This is a genomic window from Nostoc sp. LEGE 12454 (assembly GCF_056620565.1).
Map to the genome: position 1 here is coordinate 1 of NZ_JBWQXL010000078.1, position 16803 is coordinate 16803.

General features: G+C 41.2%; 15 protein-coding genes. 3 read left to right on the forward strand and 12 right to left on the reverse strand.

The features are described 5' to 3' along the window. Positions 1-91 precede the first annotated feature (91 nt). From AC1F2U_RS33455 to AC1F2U_RS33500, 10 genes are all read right to left on the reverse strand, one after another. A complete protein-coding gene (locus AC1F2U_RS33455) occupies positions 92-544 on the reverse strand; it encodes a hypothetical protein (RefSeq protein ID WP_480265050.1) in 453 nt (150 codons plus the stop codon). Positions 545-807: 263 nt separating this feature from the next. Beyond that, the gene (locus AC1F2U_RS33460) at positions 808-1233 is read right to left on the reverse strand and encodes a hypothetical protein (RefSeq protein WP_480265051.1); all 426 of its coding nucleotides are present in this window, start codon (positions 1231-1233) and stop codon (positions 808-810) included. A gap of 389 nt (positions 1234-1622) precedes the next feature. Then, positions 1623-2324 carry a hypothetical protein gene (locus AC1F2U_RS33465; RefSeq protein WP_480265052.1) on the reverse strand — a complete coding sequence of 234 codons (702 nt, stop codon included), beginning with the start codon at positions 2322-2324 and terminating at the stop codon, positions 1623-1625. A gap of 508 nt (positions 2325-2832) precedes the next feature. Further along, positions 2833-3600, reverse strand: a complete 768-nt coding sequence (locus tag AC1F2U_RS33470; protein ID WP_480265053.1) for a phosphatase PAP2 family protein — start codon at positions 3598-3600, stop codon at positions 2833-2835. Between the two features lie 35 nt (positions 3601-3635). Beyond that, positions 3636-4877 (reverse strand): hypothetical protein, encoded by a 1242-nt coding sequence (locus AC1F2U_RS33475; RefSeq protein ID WP_480265054.1) that lies wholly within the window; start codon positions 4875-4877, stop codon positions 3636-3638. A gap of 172 nt (positions 4878-5049) precedes the next feature. Next, entirely contained in the window at positions 5050-5379 is a 330-nt protein-coding gene (locus AC1F2U_RS33480; RefSeq protein WP_480265055.1) for a hypothetical protein, read from the reverse strand. A gap of 406 nt (positions 5380-5785) precedes the next feature. After that, positions 5786-6520: a glutathione peroxidase gene (locus AC1F2U_RS33485; RefSeq protein WP_480265056.1), complete on the reverse strand. Its 735-nt coding sequence runs from the start codon at positions 6518-6520 to the stop codon at positions 5786-5788. A gap of 77 nt (positions 6521-6597) precedes the next feature. Beyond that, positions 6598-7527, reverse strand: a complete 930-nt coding sequence (locus AC1F2U_RS33490; protein WP_480265057.1) for an alpha/beta fold hydrolase — start codon at positions 7525-7527, stop codon at positions 6598-6600. 22 nt (positions 7528-7549) lie between these two features. Next, a complete protein-coding gene (locus AC1F2U_RS33495; protein WP_480265058.1) occupies positions 7550-8374 on the reverse strand; it encodes an SDR family oxidoreductase in 825 nt (274 codons plus the stop codon). Between the two features lie 131 nt (positions 8375-8505). Next, a complete protein-coding gene (locus AC1F2U_RS33500) occupies positions 8506-8991 on the reverse strand; it encodes a glutathione peroxidase (protein WP_480265059.1) in 486 nt (161 codons plus the stop codon). Positions 8992-9897: 906 nt separating this feature from the next. Between AC1F2U_RS33500 and AC1F2U_RS33505 the strand changes: the two genes are divergently transcribed. Together AC1F2U_RS33505 and AC1F2U_RS33510 are read left to right on the forward strand one after the other, a co-directional pair. After that, the gene (locus AC1F2U_RS33505; protein WP_480265060.1) at positions 9898-11451 is read left to right on the forward strand and encodes an ammonium transporter; all 1554 of its coding nucleotides are present in this window, start codon (positions 9898-9900) and stop codon (positions 11449-11451) included. Between the two features lie 221 nt (positions 11452-11672). After that, positions 11673-12128 (forward strand): DUF2141 domain-containing protein, encoded by a 456-nt coding sequence (locus AC1F2U_RS33510; protein ID WP_480265061.1) that lies wholly within the window; start codon positions 11673-11675, stop codon positions 12126-12128. 152 nt (positions 12129-12280) lie between these two features. On the opposite strand, the gene AC1F2U_RS33515 is transcribed toward AC1F2U_RS33510, so the two are convergent. Both AC1F2U_RS33515 and AC1F2U_RS33520 read right to left on the reverse strand, forming a co-directional pair. Further along, positions 12281-13453 carry a peptidoglycan-binding protein gene (locus AC1F2U_RS33515; RefSeq protein WP_480265062.1) on the reverse strand — a complete coding sequence of 391 codons (1173 nt, stop codon included), beginning with the start codon at positions 13451-13453 and terminating at the stop codon, positions 12281-12283. A gap of 351 nt (positions 13454-13804) precedes the next feature. Continuing rightward, positions 13805-14872: a DMT family transporter gene (locus AC1F2U_RS33520; protein WP_480265063.1), complete on the reverse strand. Its 1068-nt coding sequence runs from the start codon at positions 14870-14872 to the stop codon at positions 13805-13807. Between the two features lie 479 nt (positions 14873-15351). Between AC1F2U_RS33520 and AC1F2U_RS33525 the strand changes: the two genes are divergently transcribed. Continuing rightward, complete coding sequence (locus AC1F2U_RS33525; RefSeq protein ID WP_480265064.1) at positions 15352-16257, forward strand: amino acid ABC transporter substrate-binding protein; 906 nt, start codon at positions 15352-15354, stop codon at positions 16255-16257. Positions 16258-16803: the final 546 nt, after the last annotated feature.

The following is a 16803-nucleotide window of genomic DNA, read 5'->3' on the forward strand; positions in this document are numbered from 1 at the left end:
AGGTTACAGACCAAGAGCTTGATACTATCGCAATCGAACGAAATTCTTTTCATGGTGAGTGGAACTATATTATCAAACCCAAAGTAGTCAGTTAATTGTTCAAGTTATTTTTACATAACTCCTTAGCTACTCCGGCAACCTTTTGCAGTGTTGTAACGGGAACTGTTTTACCCTCGACAATAAATTCATGCTGGTCTTTCGCGATCTGGTTGAGGAGTTCCTCGGCAGTTCCCTTCCAGACACCGCTCTTGACGCTAAACGTGACGCCATCTTTGAAGACCTCTGCGGTTGATGAGCTCCCGACAGGTAATGGGGTCTTAGTTAGCACCCAGCCTTGAGTTGGCGTAAACCTTACGGGACCGACATCATAAGCTGTCCCTGCTAAAACCTCCTTGTTATGAATAGCCTCGTTGATGGCTGGCATGACTCCCGACCATAAAAACACCACAAGATAAACGCTCACCGTCGGCCAAATGAGCCGGCGATCGAGTCCAAACAGTCGATATTCAACTGGTACAGCGGCTTCGTGTCTTAGGGGGGACATACAATTTTCCTTTTTGCGGTGCTAAACAGGCGTGAAGCTGATGAGGGTGATTTGTGTTTTGCCGTGTCTCAAAAGATGGTCGTTGGTAGCCGCCGATATTATATTGGGCAGAAAATTTCTGCCTAAGATCCCGTGCATAATACGCTGTTGGAGGTGTTTAGACTGTTGCACTTCCAGCGATCGAGAAAACTGTTAGGAGCGATACGTTTATCGCATCGCTCCTAACAGTTTTCAAGCTTTTGTTTAGTATTGAGAAGCAACCATCACAAGATACCGACTGAAAGTTCAAAAGGAATCGTTCGATTTCTGTCCTTATTGTTACCCTTTAAATACACACGAACTGTATAGTTGCCACTTTGTGACAAACGAACGCTTCCGTCGTTGCCCGATATTGAACTGTTATAAATTGCCTGATTAGTGCTGCCTGGTGAGAGAATGTTGAAATATGCTGTTCCCTTAGTAATCAACGAAACCGACAGCCTCTGCCCTGCCCGACCATTCAGAACATAGTCATGGTATTGGTTGCCCGCGATCGAAGACCGGATAAAGGTGTTGTCATTGCCTGTGGAAAACCTTACGGTCGTATGAGCCTGAGCTAACGACGGTGGAGCGAAGCTAAATGTGAGCGATGTGGTGATGACCGAGGCGGCAAAAACACTACGAATAAGAGTCAAGGCAGAGTTTTTCATGTGATAGTTTCTCCGTCGCAAGCAATTCATTGCTTATTGTTTTAATTAATCAGCAAACCGTTCAGCTTAATTAAATTACCTCAAGCAAAAGTATTAATCTTCAAATTTAAAGATTGGTACTATGTTGTTGATGGTATTAAAATCTACCTAAATAAATGTATCTTGATTTTTGTTTTATCGTTTTGCCTTTAGTATTTCTTCAGACTTACCTCGATTTTTCGCCTATTAGCTAGTATCGAAGGGAGCAATGCTTCTGCGATCGCGTCTGCACCAACACAAAGTCTTTACTGCTAAACGAGAAGGTCTTGATGCCACCGATGGAGCGAGTTTTCAACCTGCGAAGACATGGGTTTCGTCAAGACAAAGACGAAACCCAACAATACAGCAGACTAGAAACGAGTTCTGCTATTGCTCCAGTCGCCGGAATCGCAAGTACCACGGAAATCCTCAATCCCATTAATGGCAATCCGTCCACTGCGTCGGTCGATCTCAACACGCGGATGATTTAGCCCATTTACTCGGTATTTTCCCGTGATTTGCTCAGGTGTGACACGGAGATCGTTGAGGTTCCACCATCCATCAGTACCGCCGGAATTAATTGGCGGGATGAGCCTTCCGCCCAGATGAATTTTTCCCTGCATATTACGAATCTCGACTTGAACCTCGGAATCGAACTCCTTTGTCGAAGACTCTACACGATTTTGCAGTTCATAGCGATCGCGACGTGAGTTCCACTCATAGCTGTTGCGGTTTTCAAGACTTGGTTTGCGACCTTCACCGTAGCAGATTAAAGTCAGTCTTTGCTGCATTGAGTTGTCACTGTTGCGCTCAGGTGCGCCTTGCTCTCGGAGATAGGTATCGATCGCAGCTTGAGCTTTGCCAATTTCTCTTGAACTACAGGAACGACCATTTTGAACTAGCTCCCCTTGAGGGTTAAAAAGGACAGTGCAACCGCTTCCTCGTGTCATCCCCGTTACACTTAAATTACCATTGTCTACAGTATCAATTATCGCTTGAGCATTTACAGAACTTGCGACTGTAAGCGTGAGTAAACCCAGCGCGATCGGCGTTAAAGCCCGCAATGTTTTCATTATTATGTTGATTGTTGTTTTGAATAGATATGAATTTATTGGATAACTTTATCACCAAGAGATTGAATGGTAAAGTCAGTAGACTGAAAAGTATCGCAATCAGCAGCAGGAGAATTTTATTATTTCTGTGAGAGGAAAATATCCGGTTCTCCCCCTTGGCAAGCTACGGTGTACACACAAGTCGGAAATAGTAGTCTGTATTGGAATAATTGACGAGTCCATTCTTTGTAGAGACGGCGATTTACCCTTGTCTCTCTAAGAGGATGTTTGAAAAGTCCTCTTGTCGGTATCAAAAATTTTAGATCCCCCTAAATCCCCCGATAAATTGGGGGACTTTGATTCCGGTTCCCCCCTTTTTAAGGGGGGTTAGGGGGGATCTAAAAGTGCCTAAAGTCACAGCGAAACACTTTTCAAACAACCTCTAACGTGTCAGTTTTTTAGACGCGATAAATCGCGTCTCTACATAGTCCCTCTCCTTTGGGAGAGGGATTTAGGGTGAGGGCTGATATTACTCCTCATTTATCGACTTTATTTCTTCGGGTAGTAAGGTAGTTTCATCTTTAGGACGTTCGCCATCTGCGGATTTGGCTATGGTTATATACGGTTTGATAATTAGACTGACACCGATTGCCCAACCTAATGAAACCATCCAACCTGCGAGAATGTCACTGGGAAAATGAACTCCCAGATAGAGACGACACCACGCGATCGCAATGATGTATAAGCTGCCGAATATGAGAACCAACCAGCGCCAAGAGGTAGCCCAAGTTAAAAATAACAAAATTGCTACCAGTGTTACACTCGTCATCGCATGAGCGCTGGGAAATGCAAAACTAGACTCAGGTGCAATAGACTGCCACAATTGTGGACGCACTCGATGCATTAATTGCTTTGCGGTACGGTTGATGATGACGCTTCCTGCTGAGGTGGTGAGTAAATAGGCTAGCGATCGCCAGCGTTTTTGAAGTAGTAACATCAGTGCGATCGCCCCCAAAATCACCATCGCCGTCCAAGGCAACCCAATTGTAGCTAGGGTGACAGCTAAAACATCTAACTGTGGGTTTTCTGTAGAATGAACTGCTAACAGAATCGGTACATCCCAAGGAAAGCCCGCTTGATTCTCCCATATCTTCACTGTCAGGATTTCAAAAACCTGCAAAGGTAAATATACTCCGATCAAAAGGAGTAATAGCGATCGCCAACGAGCAATCAACAGGTTTTTGAGAAAAGAAAGTGGCGATTTACTCTCTTTATTAATTTGTTTCTTTTTTTCCATATCTAAATTAAAAAGACTGATGACGACTTTACTGATTACAAATTACTGGAAACTTGAGAAGTTCCACAATGTTTACAGTACGACAAATGCTTATAAGTTAGATTATGACAGTTATGGCATTCAATGTACTGAAAATAACCGCAATGTGGACAGTAAGTATCAAGATGTCGGATTTTCTTGGCACAATTGACACATCTTGATTTTTGAACTCTGCTAGCTGCTTGGACTTTAGCGTTAAAGACAAACTTTTGAAAAAACTGGATGATTCCAAAACCAATAACTGGAATCAGCAAGATATAAACATAATTTATCAGGAAAAGTAAACCACCAAAAATGGCGCTAACTATATCAAATAAAAATTTGAATATTGTACCTATTTGCAGAAATTCAAATATTTTAACGATTAATGGGATAAAAAAGATAACTAGTAAATGCCAGCTAATTAGCGAAACAAGTCCATATCCTCTTCTTTGGGCAAATTTATGAACTGATAAGGCAATGAGAATTAGTGGTAAAAGAAAGAGGGACTGAAAACCAAGTTGGATACTTGGATACCAAAATGATGCCTGCTGATAGCCTTTATCAACTTCTTGGAATCGATTGTCATCTTTAAGAAAGGCTATAAAACTAATGCTTTCTGGTTGGGCAAGTAGTTCATTTTTAAGAGTAGAAGTTTCTTGTTGAAGAGTAGAAATTTGGCGATTATTTTCTTCTAATGCCTGTTTAGCTTTTTCGGCACTGACTTGATTAATTGATTGTTCGCGATTCTGACCTGCAATTTTTTCTAATAGCGTTGAGTCATACTGAGATTTAATAGTATTATTTGCTTGTTCAAGTTTACTAATATTTGCTTGTTTTTGCTCGATAGTTTTGATAATTTGCTGCTTTTCAGAATTCTTAATCTTATCTTTGTAATCGCCATATTGCAAACACGTTTGAGAAACCTTACCCAGATGTCCTGCTTCGGCTTGTTGATAGTTTCCCCGAAAACTAAATTGCTTGTTCGTGTAAGATGACAATGAAAGTCTAACAATTTCATAGTCTTTATCTTTAGTAGTTTTTGCTCGGTAATTTTGCCACTCTGAATAACATGGATAACCCTCAGTCGGACTGATATGCCATCTGCTAATATCATCGAGTCCGGTAAAAACATTAATTAAGATAAAAATATCAACTATAATAATGACAATCAAACTTACTTTATTCAGTGGTTCGTTGTTGATTGTTCTTGAATTACTAAAAAATTGACTCAAAATTCGGCGAATTCTGGCAAACATATTGTCTTTTAAATAAATGTAAATTTAATCCGCATCAATTCTATCCGATCGCTAGTGAATAGCTGGACAAAAATACATCTACCGATCTGAAGATTTGTTAACTGCTGACGAAAAATAAAATCCCCAATAACTTTTACGAAATCGGGGATATGTAGTTTTTAATTCTCACAAATCAGGCTACGGTCAAAAATATCATGACTTTACCTGGAGTTGGCACAATTGATGACTGTTCGTAGACATTGCTTTGTTTGTGGAGATTTATGAAAACGATGCCTACGGCGGGCTGTTCGGCGTCGCACCTGTGTACTCGATCGCGGTGCGACAAAGTTTGAAGTACTTCAATACGACTTTCAAGTACCTCAACACGACTTTCAAGTACTTCAATACGACTTCGGAGTACCTCAACACGACTTTCAAGTACTTCAATACGACTTTCAAGTACTTCAATACGACTTCGGAGTACCTCAACACGACTTCGAGGTATCTGTTGCTTATATGGCAATACGGTTCAGTTAAGGCAGACAAGGGTTAAGAGGGAATGGCACTAAGAAAAGCTGAAAGCTCGTCAGGGCAGAGTGTAGGGTGTAGGAAAAAAATTAAGAAAAGTAAATATGAGTATCCTCGTTCCTAGCCTGGAGGCTGGGAACGAGTTCCGAGAGGCTTTGCCTCTTGTCAAGCTATGGAGGCGGAGCCTCCAAGAATGATTTCCCAGCCTGGAGGCTCTTAACCAGTTGGGGCAAGGACTGTATCTTAACTTAGTGCCATTCGGTTAAGAGGAAACAAGGGAAAGGGGGGAGACAAGGGAGAAATTTCTTCTTGTCCTTCTTATCCTTGTCCCCTTGTCCCAGTTAAGAGAAGATTTCTATTTTTTAGGCAAAACCTACGTAGTATTGCAACCCTACTCAACCCTATTTAGCAGCGAAGTAGGCTTCTAATGCCTCAGAACCACCAATTAATTTACCATCGATAAATACTTGGGGAACTGTTGTCGCACCTGCAACTGCTTTTAGCGATCGTGTGGTGATATCTTTACCCAAGGTAATTTCTTCGTAGTTGATGCCATGTTCCTTGAGCATCGCCTTAGCACGGGCACAGTAAGGACAACCCACTTTCGCAAACAGGGAAACTACTTCGGGCTTAACTGCTTGGGGATTGATGTATCTGAGCATTGTCTCAGCATCCGACACCTTAAAGGGATCTCCTGGTTCTTCCGGTTCAATAAACATCTGGTTAATTACACCATCTCTCACCAGCATAGAATAACGCCACGATCGCTTCCCAAACCCCAAGTCTGATTTATCTACCAATAAACCCATACCTTCAGTAAATTCACCATTTCCATCAGGAATTAGTGTGAGATTTTTTACTTCTTGATCCTTTGCCCATTCGTTCATCACAAAGGCATCATTAACAGAAATACAGATAATGTCATTGACACCATTCTCTTTGAAAACTGGAGCTAATTCGTTGTAGCCAGGAAGATGAGTCGATGAACAAGTCGGAGTATAAGCACCTGGTAAAGAGAAGACAACTACTGTCTTATTAGCAAATAGCTCATCAGTTGTCACATCCACCCATTGGTTGTCATTGCGAGTATGAAAAGTGACATTTGGTACTCTTTGTCCTCTGCGATTGGGTAACATAATTTTGCTTGCCTTTAGTAATCAATTCCAGTCATAACCTATCATGGGAGAACTGGTACAATCTAACTATCAATCGTCTAAGAAACTTCATTAATGAATGGAGCGATCGCTGCTACAAATTCAGTGGTTGATTCATAGGGTAAAACATTACGTCCGTTTATTTTTATACCTCGACTTTTAGGCAAACAAGCAAGATAGTGAGCCAAGCGTTCATCTGGCGTTTCTTTTTTATTGTCTTGGCTAATACTCGATGCAGTTTCCCCCATAACTGCTAATGTTGGTTGCCCAATCGAGGCAATAAAACTAGTATAATCATCTCGCCAAAACCCTGCTAAAAAAGAAAATACTGCATGACGACTAGCAGGATTTTCTGCACCTGCAAGCAATGTATTTAACCACTCTGCATCCACAGCATTTTCAGAAGCAAAAAGTTGACGAATCGAAAAAGAACGTAAAAATTTTGGAGTGCGTGCATAGCGATAAAAAGCACTGCCAAAAGGCGAATCTAACACGTTCCAAAGGAATCTTTCCTGCCATTCTGGTGGTTTATTTGTCATCAAAGCCCACGTTGGCGGCCCAGAAAGTACCAGTCCGGCAATTAAATTTGATTCTTTTTGGACTAATTGGATAGCAACTGGTAATAAAGCGCCTTGCACTACAACAATAACAGGTTTTTGGACTACTGTTTGTAAAAAGGACTGCAACTGTTCTGCCCAATCACTAGGAGTGTAAGCTATACGGGGCATATCACTTTCACCACACCCTAGTAAATCAGGGTTATAAATTGAATTACGCTGACCTGTACTATACCACTCGCGACAAAATCGCTGCCAAAATCGCCGCGACAATCCCACGCCAATCGGATGAATTAATAGTAAAGGAATGCCCTCAGATGTTGTATTAATTGGTTGGTGTACTTCGTAGGCACAACGATAATTCTGCCAACTGTAAAACTGGCTAGGAGATGCTGTCAAGTTGGTTGTGTTAGCTACAGCAGATGGTTGCATAATTCCTAGTTTTTAATACTTGCTAAAAAATTATTTGTGGATGAATCAATTCGTATCCAGCTTCTTTGAGCTTTTCATTCGATACCCAAGCATTATATGAGCGAGTACTCTTGATAGATGTATCCCATTCTACTTTGGGTAAATTATGTTTTTCAAATAAGCTATCTAGCAAGTCTCGGCTGGTGAAATGTGCATCATCTACCAGATTGTAAATTCCTTGCAAACGACGGTGACGGGCAAATTCTATCGCACCAACAATATCATCTAGATGAACCCAATTTGTGGTGTCCTCACCATTGCCCGGACGGGTTGTACCAGAATATCTACCAAATATTTTCAACAGTTCTCTACCAGTTCCATAAATCCCTCCTAAGCGGAATATACAAACACGGAGATTTTCGCTAGATGCTGATAGCAACACATCTTCTGTTTTTCGGAGGATTTGGGCATTTAAATTAGGAGGCGCAAGCGGTGTTTCTTCATCTACCCATACACCATTCCTGTCACCATATACTGCATAACTACCTGTATATATTAATTGTTTTACACTCTTAATCTGCTGTAAGCACGAAACTAAAGTTTGGGCAGTTTGTAGATAAGTTTCTTCATAAACTTCTCTATTTTTTGCCCCAACACTCAAAAGTACAACATCTTGATTGTACAAAACTGATTTTAGACCATCTATGTCATTACCACAGGTAACTACAACTCTTTGAGATACTGATTGTAGGGCGGGGACACGCTCAGGTGAAGTTGTGGTTACACTGACAACAAAATTCATCTCTTGCTGCCAATATTGAGCAACTTTATAACCAACATAACCACAACCGATGATTGCAACGTTCATGACAAATTAGACACAAATAAATTAAACTACTTATTGAGAGAACATTCTCAATGAATTGTCTGGAAGTAAATAATTTTAACAGTCCAGAGCTAACAGTCAATAATTAACAGGACAGAAATTTTACCTAATGACTATTTCGCTAATTCTTTCTCAATTATGGCAATCATTTCTGGTGAATTTGGCTGGACAGTACTATTAAATCGAGCTACCACTTCACCTTGCTTATTAACTAAAAATTTTTCAAAGTTCCAAGCAACAGCTCCCGTTGGCTCAACAGCTTTAGTCAATCGCTCATAAAGTGGATGCTGCTGTGAACCTTTGGCATGAACTTTATCAAATAGTTCAAAGGTAACACCATATTTACTCGTGCAGAATTGCACAATTTCTTCATTGCTTCCTGGTTCTTGCGCTCCAAAATCGTTACAAGGAAACCCCAAAATACGTAAACCTGCTTCTCCATACTTTTGGTTCAACTTTTCTAACCCCTCGTATTGCGAAGTATAACCGCAGAAGGAAGCCACATTTACAATTAAGAGTACCTTACCAGTGTAGTCGTTTAATTGCTTATCTTCACCGTTGATGGTTTGGACTGCAATATCTGAAATTGTGTTATTCATCTGAAATTTGATTGATAGGGAATATTGCCAAGTCTCCCATATTACAGGTACTCTAAACTCGGTTTATTTAAGGAAATTAGGTTTGTTAGCCTTGTTGTAACAATTCTATGTGAGTAGTGTAGTTGCAAAACGCTGCATCTTGGATAAATAGGCTCGGACAACCTACTATCTCAGGATAAATGTGGGAAATATGCGTTGCTTTTAATACAAAATTTTGAGTGCAGTGATGAATTGATATACGTTGAAAGTCATAAAGAATTAACTCTTTGTATAAAAAGTTAACAACATCCTGAATTCTTAAATTTATGATACTGGAAACTAGGTAGCTAGAAAGAATATAGTTACTTTTTTGTTGCATTATGAGTTATATTCATCACAAAAACCAAAAAACTGTGTTTTATGATACAGTTTTTTGGTTTGAGTAAATAGACAATCAGTCAAATTTATCCGTTTAGGCATAAATTTACCAAAGTGAAATCAGAAACTAGTCTCATAATTTCTGTGAACGAATATTTATGTTTTGATTTAGTCAGAGTTTTCAATATAAAAAAAAGTGTGTTTCCAGAAAAATAAATAACTAATACTGAGAATGAAATGATGATTTCTTAAAAGTGTTGAATAAAAGCTGAGTTTGGTTTTAAAACATTTAAAGATTAAGTTAAGAAGACTTGACTATTTTAGGAAATACATTATAAATTTTTCACGAAGAACTATAAAAAATATTTACAAATGTGCCAATAGTTTCTTAAACTCCTACTAAGGTTATTTGAGTTTCTGGTTTTTAAAGAAGTTGTCCAAAAGAAAAAATATCAAAAACCACTGGATCTAACTTCGGACAACAGTTTTTTCTGATTAACCTGTTTTTTCCTTTTTTTAAGAATGGTTTAGAGGATGATGCTTAAATTCATGTACAAACAAAAATCGAAAACAAAAAAGAGGCATTCGTCTGCAAGAAATTACGTCATCAACTCACAATCCAACTCTAAAGTCAAGCTATTTAATTTGATTAAGCGACTTTCTCCCAGTTGGCAAGCTTGTTTACCTATCGCTTGTCTAATTGTGTTGGGTTGGGGTTATGCCGCAGTTGCCCAAACTCCAGCCGCAGCGCCAACGACAGCAGAACTCAAAATTGCTATTGACACCTTGTGGGTAGCGATCGCTGCTTTTTTAGTGTTCTTCATGAACGCGGGTTTTTGTATGTTAGAAACTGGCTTCTGTCGCCAGAAAAATGCTGTCAATGTTCTTTCCAAAAACTTGATTGTATTTGCTCTGTCTACCGTTGCCTTTTGGTCAATCGGTTTTGCCTTAATGTTCGGTGATGGCAATGACTTCATTGGATTGAATGGGTTTTTCTTAAAAGGAGTAGATAACAGTCCCGCCACAGCAGACGCTTATAAAGGTATCTTCAGTGCTCTTAATTGGGCTGGTGTGCCTTTAGCAGCCAAGTTTTTATTCCAGCTAGTGTTTGCTGGAACAGCAGCAACAATCGTTTCTGGTGCAGTAGCCGAACGGATTAAGTTTGTTGACTTCCTAATTTTCAGCCTCTTACTTGTAGGTATTGCCTATCCCATTACCGGACATTGGATTTGGGGTGGTGGTTGGCTAGCAGACAGAGGCTTTTGGGATTTTGCTGGTTGTACAGTGGTTCACTCTGTAGGCGGCTGGGCAGCTTTGATGGGGGCAGCATTTCTTGGCCCCCGTCTTGGTAAATATCAAGATAAGCAAGCTGTAGCAATGCCCGGTCACAACATGAGTATTGCTACGTTGGGCTGTTTGATTCTGTGGTTGGGCTGGTTTGGTTTCAACCCCGGTTCTGTAATGGCTGCCGATCCTGGTGCGATCGCTCATATTGCTCTAACCACTAACATGGCTGCTGCTGCTGGTGGAATTGCGGCCACCATCACAGCTTGGTTGTACTTAGGTAAACCAGACCTGTCAATGATTATCAATGGTATTTTGGCTGGCTTGGTTGGGATTACAGCATCTTGTGCTTACGTAGGTGTCGCTAGTTCTTTAGTAATTGGCTTCATTGCTGGGGTACTGGTAGTTTTCTCTGTAACATTCTTTGACAAACTTGGCATTGATGACCCAGTGGGAGCTACCTCAGTTCACTTAGTTTGTGGGATTTGGGGAACCCTAGCAGTTGGTCTATGGTCTGTTGGCCCTGGTGTTTTTACTTGGTATACACTTGGCCCAGAAAAAGGTTTATTTTCAGGTGGTGGCTTTGGACAGTTTGGTGTTCAGTTGTTGGGCGTTCTCTCAGTAGGTGGGTTCACTGTTTTACTCAGTAGTATTTTTTGGTTGGCACTAAAAGCTACTTTAGGTATTAGAGTATCTAAAGAAGAGGAATTAGAAGGTTTGGATATCGGCGAACACGGTATGGAAGCCTACAGTGGATTTCTTAAAGAAGGTGATGCAACTGGATTTTCTGATGAACAAAGCTCAATTGGGAGAGTTTAGGGTAAATATTTCTTTGGTTCATCCTCTGGCATATTTTTAATATCAGCTATCAAGACACCATTAGTCGATTGAACTGATTCCGCAAAATTCTCTATCCAAGCAAAGAAAAGTAGGAGGTTTTATACCCCCTACTTTTTGCCTGAGTAGTGCTTTATCAAGAAAGGCAAGAGGCCTGCATCCTTCAATAATTTAGCGATCGCATTTTACCTTGTGAAAATTTTATGCTTAAAGGCTTAAGAGTTAGTATGCTGCTATTGGCAGTGATGGGAAATTTAGCATGGTCATTTTGTGCCAAAGCAAATTTTAACGGCAAACTCACCGTGGAAATTGATGGCTTGAAGAATAAAGAAGGACAAGTCTGTGCCAGTATATTTGCCAGCAGTGAAGGATTTCCTAGTAATGGCGATCGCGTCTTACAAAAGCAGTGTACCAAGATTACTGAAAATCCCTTACCACTTACCTTTAATAACTTGAAAGCAGGTAGTTACGCCGTTGCTGTCTTCCACGATCAAAATAATGACCGCACTCTCAATAGCAATATTTTGGGTATACCAAGCGAAGGTTTTGGATTTTCCAGCAACCCAGAAATTCGCGCAAGAGCGCCTAAATTTAACGAAGCAGCATTTTTAGTGGCAGGACCAGATACTAATATCCACATCCAGTTGAAATATTTTTAAGCTGACAGCAGATTCAGCTTGGTACACTGCCAATACTTTTCGGGTTTTGGGGAAAAGAAGAAATCTTTAACCCAAACCCAGTAACCTTTTCCAAAACCCAATTCCTAATTAAAAATGCGCAAAGCGAGAAGTATTGGGTACACTACCAATCTCTATTGTTGTGAATTATTATCAGAATCTTCCTGTAGACTCTGTTGCTCCGGCAAGTCACGTATTCGCATTCGATTCATCTGAGTTAAAGCATATCGTGCTGTTGCTTGCACATCGGCATCTGGGTCTTCTAGCGCATGGTGCAACATCTGAGTCATTTGACCCATCATGTCATAAACGCGCGTCAGGTCACGGATCGCATTTTGCCGCACTTGTGGACTTTCATCTTGAATTGAAATTGCTAAAGCACGGTTCATTGGTTTGAGTGTGCGGATGCCAATTTCTGACAAAGCTGCCAAAATTAAGCTACTTTCTTGAGAATCAGCATCAATTATCAGATCAACCAGATGTTGAATTGCCCGCGAATCTCCCTGCTGACCCAAATCCCAAATAGCCTTGCGCCGCTTCGTTGGGTCAGAACTGCGTAAATCTTGAATTAATTCCTCAACGATATTGAGTTTAGCAAGACGGGAAGTTTTTTCTGGTAGCAGTAATTGTGTGGAAAATGGTGGTGGTGGAGGTGTTTGTAGAATAGTGACAGTCTCCAGCAAAGGTGGTGTAATCGGTTCTTTTGTAGCTTCACTCAAACTTTTAGGCTCTGATATTTCGGACTTTTGCGCTTGCTTTACCTTCTGAAACGACCTCACCAGATAAAAAAGTGCGCCACTACATCCTAGAACTCCAATGGCAAATAGTAACCACCAGATAAAACCTCTCTCAGGTGCTTGGGGATTTGCAGAAGTCGGAGCAACAGAAGTAACTATTGGAGAGGTAACTTTTGGAGAAGTAATTATTGGAGAGGTGAAAAACTGCTTTTTAGCTGCCAAAGCTACTTGCAGCTTCTCTTGAGTCGCCGGGCCAGCAATCCCATCTAATTTTAAACCCTTTATTTTCTGGAATTTAGCTACAGCGATTTCCGTACTGGCGTTATATTGTCCATCTACCACGCCCCTGTAGTACCCCAACTGCTTTAATTGGGTTTGTAGTCTCTGCACATCTGATTTTCGACTTCCATATTTCAAAACAGCCAGACTAGGAGTAACTGTCGAACTAGCTTGTGCAAGTTCTAGAATTTCAGGTGCTAGGTTAAGTGTCGCCGCGCTTGAGCGATTTGGGTACAAACCCACGCAAGAAAAACAGGTAAATATTAGAATTGAGGAACGGCATAGCCTCATATTGCAAGTTTCAGCCTGAAGGTGCTTTTCAAATCTTCGATACCACAATAGCTTCTAGACGACCAAATGTTAACTGTCATTTTTAATTGGGAATTGGGAATTGGGAAAAAGGAGGGAGGAGGCAGTGTTTCGACTCCCTTTCCTGCGGGACGCTACGCGTAGTTTGCTTCCACGAAGTGGTACGACTACGCTACTTCGACTACGCTACTTCGACTACGCCCAGTACAAGTCAGGGCAAGTCGCTCAACAACCAAACAGAAGTTCTTTAATTTTAAATTTTAAATTTTGAATTTTTAATTGATTTCTCCCTCATCCCCTACTTAATTACTAATTAAGAATTATTTTAACAAGTTAGGGTAATATTTCTGGTTCAGATTCTCTAACTGCTAGGCTGATAGGGTTCAATTTTTTAGCAGATGCTTCTAAAACTGGTTGCTGTATATTAGCTATCTCGCCGACAGTAACTGTGTCGTTTTGTCCTCCTAAAGTATCGCGTTGGTTAATGAGATAGATGCTGATTAAAGTGAGAAATACTCCTACCCACTGCAACGGACTGAGGACTTCTGAGAGGAAGAGATTGCCGAATAGTAGCGCAAAGACGGGTGTTAGGAAGGTAAGAGAACTAAGACTCGTGAGACTGCCACTAGAAGCAAAGTAGAAGAATAATCCATAAGCGATCGCGCTGCCGAATACGGTAGCATAACCCAAGGCCATGAAATCAGATCCTCCCAGATTCTCCCACTGCTGGGATTCAACAACTGATGAAATTCCCCATAGCGGCAATCCGCCCAAAATCATGTGCCATCCCGTAGCGCTTACAGGGTCAGCATGTCGGCACACAAACCGAATCAACACCGTTCCCACTGCCATTGATAGTGCTGCTAATAGCATTAACCACTCGCCACTAGCAAACAAATCTTGCCAGTTGCCGATTGTTATATTTGCGCCTGAGTCGAGAAAATGTAAAATCCACTCATCAGGTAAGCCAATTAAAGTAATGCCTGTGACTCCCAAGCCTAGCCCCAGCCATCCCCAAAAACCAATGTGTTCTTGGAATAGCCACAGCGACAGCAAGGCAACAGCCAAGGGTTGCGAGTCAATCATCACAGACCCTAACCCTGCACTAGTTCTGACTAATCCCTCTGCCAAAAAGCCTTGAAACAGCGTCCCATCTACTAGGGCAAATAAGGCAATCCACAGCCACGCAGCCCAACCTTTTGGCTGGGGTTTACCCATGAATGCTGCTGCAATCAGAATTAACATCCCTGCTGGTATCAGACGCACACCTGCCATGAATAGCGGTGTGGTATGGGGTATTACTCCTTTCATGGCTACCATTGCCGTCCCCCATAGGAAAAAGGGGGCGATTAACAACAGGGGGGCGAAGGGAAGTCGAGATGCACTGAGTTTCAGTTGCATGGGTTTGCTGATGCCTTTGTTTAACAAGCGCAAAAATTGCTTTACCCAATTTTACCGAATTATGTAGTTTTGCGATCGCCTTTGGCGGGTGCTTTACACCATCGCGATGCAATACGGTTCGGTTAAAGGGAAAAGGGGAAAGGGGAAAGGTTTTGAATACATCCTTTCTCCTTTACCCCTTACCCTTTCCCCAGACCACAAGGAAAGTGAAAAATGCTTATCCGAACCGTATTGCATCGCGTAGCGTCTTGGAGACGGTGAAACTCTTCAGCCTGAGCCTAGTGCCGCAAGGCGGAAGTCAAAAGTTAACACTGAGCGAAGTCGAAGTGTCAAAAGTCAAAAGAATTATATTCCAAGCTCTTGCGCCGTTTGAAATGGTATGTTTATTTACGCCATGCTGTACTAGTGCGATCGCTGAAACCAAAAATACGCTGTAAATCAGATTTGATTTTTGAAAAAATTACCTACTCTTAAAGCTTATGTATGAAAAAATTGCTATTCCTATTTTAAGTCTCATGTTTGCAACGCTTATGTCTAATGTGGTAGCTGCTGAGACTGTGATGAAAAAAGTCGCCAGAACAGGAGTATTAACAGCTGGTACTAGTAAAGATGCGCTACCTTTTGCCTATGTGGATAGTCAAGGAAAGTTAAATGGCTATTCTGTAGATATGCTGACTTTGATTAAAGAGCAATTAGAAAAAGAAACAGGAAAAAAAATTAAACTGCAATTAGTTGGTCTTAGCCCCTCTGAGCGGATTCCTAAAATAGTTAATCAACAAGTTGATATTGTCTGTGATGCTAGTAGTTTTACATGGAAACGAGATAAAAAAGTAGACTTTTCTGTCAGCTATGGTGCAACTGGAACCCAATTATTAGTTAAGAAAGGAAGTAATCTAGGTTCACCTGAATCCCTTATTGGTAAGAGAATTGGTGTGCTGGCAGGAACCACAAACGAGCAGGCGATCGCTCATGTACAACCCAAAGTTAAGCTAGTATATTTTAAAACTAGGGCAGAGGGATACGCAGCTTTGCAGCAAGATACTATTGATGCTTTCTCATCCGATAGCATTCTTTTAGAGGGATGGCTGCAACAGCAAAAAAATCCAGATGCTTTTGCGATCGTACCCGATCGCCCCTATTCACGAGAAGGTATCGCTTGCATGGTGCCAGAAAATAACTCCAAATTCTTGGATACAGTTAACTTTTCTCTGGTAAAGTTCATGCAAGGATTTGTCAATGGGAATCAGCGATATGTCACTATTTTTGACCGTTGGTTTGGGCCTCAAGGCTCTGTAGCACTCAATCGAGATTTACGTGATTTGGTAGTGGAAACTATGCAATTGGTCATAGAATTTCGTGAGGAAATTCCTAAAAGTGACCTGTGATATCATGTCCGGTTAATTAGTTATGATTCCCACAGTCATTGCACCCCACCCTCAACCCCTTCCCGCTCTTCGGGAGGGGAGACGAAGCGTAGCTTTGGCGGGGTGGGATTCTTGGGGTTTAGTAAGTAATCAAGCGGACATGATATCACCCTGTCTTTTAGCTTAACTGACTGCGAAACTTACTAACACTAATAGTTAATAACACAACAGCAAAGGCGACTAAAGCCAAAACATTCATCCACAGTACATCTAAGCCAACACCTTTGAGCAAAATACCTCGAACGATCGCAATGTAATAGCGCAGGGAATTGAGTAGGGACTAAGTTTCCATAGTGCTTGTGCAAACCGCGAACTTCAATTGCTATGGTTGCCAGATTAGATGATGGAGGTAAGTTTCAAGAGAAAGAGTAATTTGCTGTTTCATTCCCTTCTACCTCCTACCGACGCTTGCAGACTCGCTACCACTGATCTCCCCTGTTGTTAATCGCCCCCTTTTTCCTATGGGGGACGGCAATGGTAGCCATGAAAGGAGTAATACCCCATACC

Bases quoted from the DNA above. Each gene is read 5' to 3' on its own strand.
- AC1F2U_RS33455 (WP_480265050.1), bottom strand. From the start codon at position 544: ATGTCCCCCCTAAGACACGAAGCCGCTGTACCAGTTGAATATCGACTG.
- AC1F2U_RS33460 (WP_480265051.1), bottom strand. From the start codon at position 1,233: ATGAAAAACTCTGCCTTGACTCTTATTCGTAGTGTTTTTGCCGCCTCG.
- AC1F2U_RS33465 (WP_480265052.1), bottom strand. From the start codon at position 2,324: ATGAAAACATTGCGGGCTTTAACGCCGATCGCGCTGGGTTTACTCACG.
- AC1F2U_RS33470 (WP_480265053.1), bottom strand. From the start codon at position 3,600: ATGGAAAAAAAGAAACAAATTAATAAAGAGAGTAAATCGCCACTTTCT.
- AC1F2U_RS33475 (WP_480265054.1), bottom strand. From the start codon at position 4,877: ATGTTTGCCAGAATTCGCCGAATTTTGAGTCAATTTTTTAGTAATTCA.
- AC1F2U_RS33485 (WP_480265056.1), bottom strand. From the start codon at position 6,520: ATGTTACCCAATCGCAGAGGACAAAGAGTACCAAATGTCACTTTTCAT.
- AC1F2U_RS33490 (WP_480265057.1), bottom strand. From the start codon at position 7,527: ATGCAACCATCTGCTGTAGCTAACACAACCAACTTGACAGCATCTCCT.
- AC1F2U_RS33495 (WP_480265058.1), bottom strand. From the start codon at position 8,374: ATGAACGTTGCAATCATCGGTTGTGGTTATGTTGGTTATAAAGTTGCT.
- AC1F2U_RS33500 (WP_480265059.1), bottom strand. From the start codon at position 8,991: ATGAATAACACAATTTCAGATATTGCAGTCCAAACCATCAACGGTGAA.
- AC1F2U_RS33505 (WP_480265060.1), top strand. From the start codon at position 9,898: ATGTACAAACAAAAATCGAAAACAAAAAAGAGGCATTCGTCTGCAAGA.
- AC1F2U_RS33510 (WP_480265061.1), top strand. From the start codon at position 11,673: ATGCTTAAAGGCTTAAGAGTTAGTATGCTGCTATTGGCAGTGATGGGA.
- AC1F2U_RS33515 (WP_480265062.1), bottom strand. From the start codon at position 13,453: ATGAGGCTATGCCGTTCCTCAATTCTAATATTTACCTGTTTTTCTTGC.
- AC1F2U_RS33520 (WP_480265063.1), bottom strand. From the start codon at position 14,872: ATGCAACTGAAACTCAGTGCATCTCGACTTCCCTTCGCCCCCCTGTTG.
- AC1F2U_RS33525 (WP_480265064.1), top strand. From the start codon at position 15,352: ATGTATGAAAAAATTGCTATTCCTATTTTAAGTCTCATGTTTGCAACG.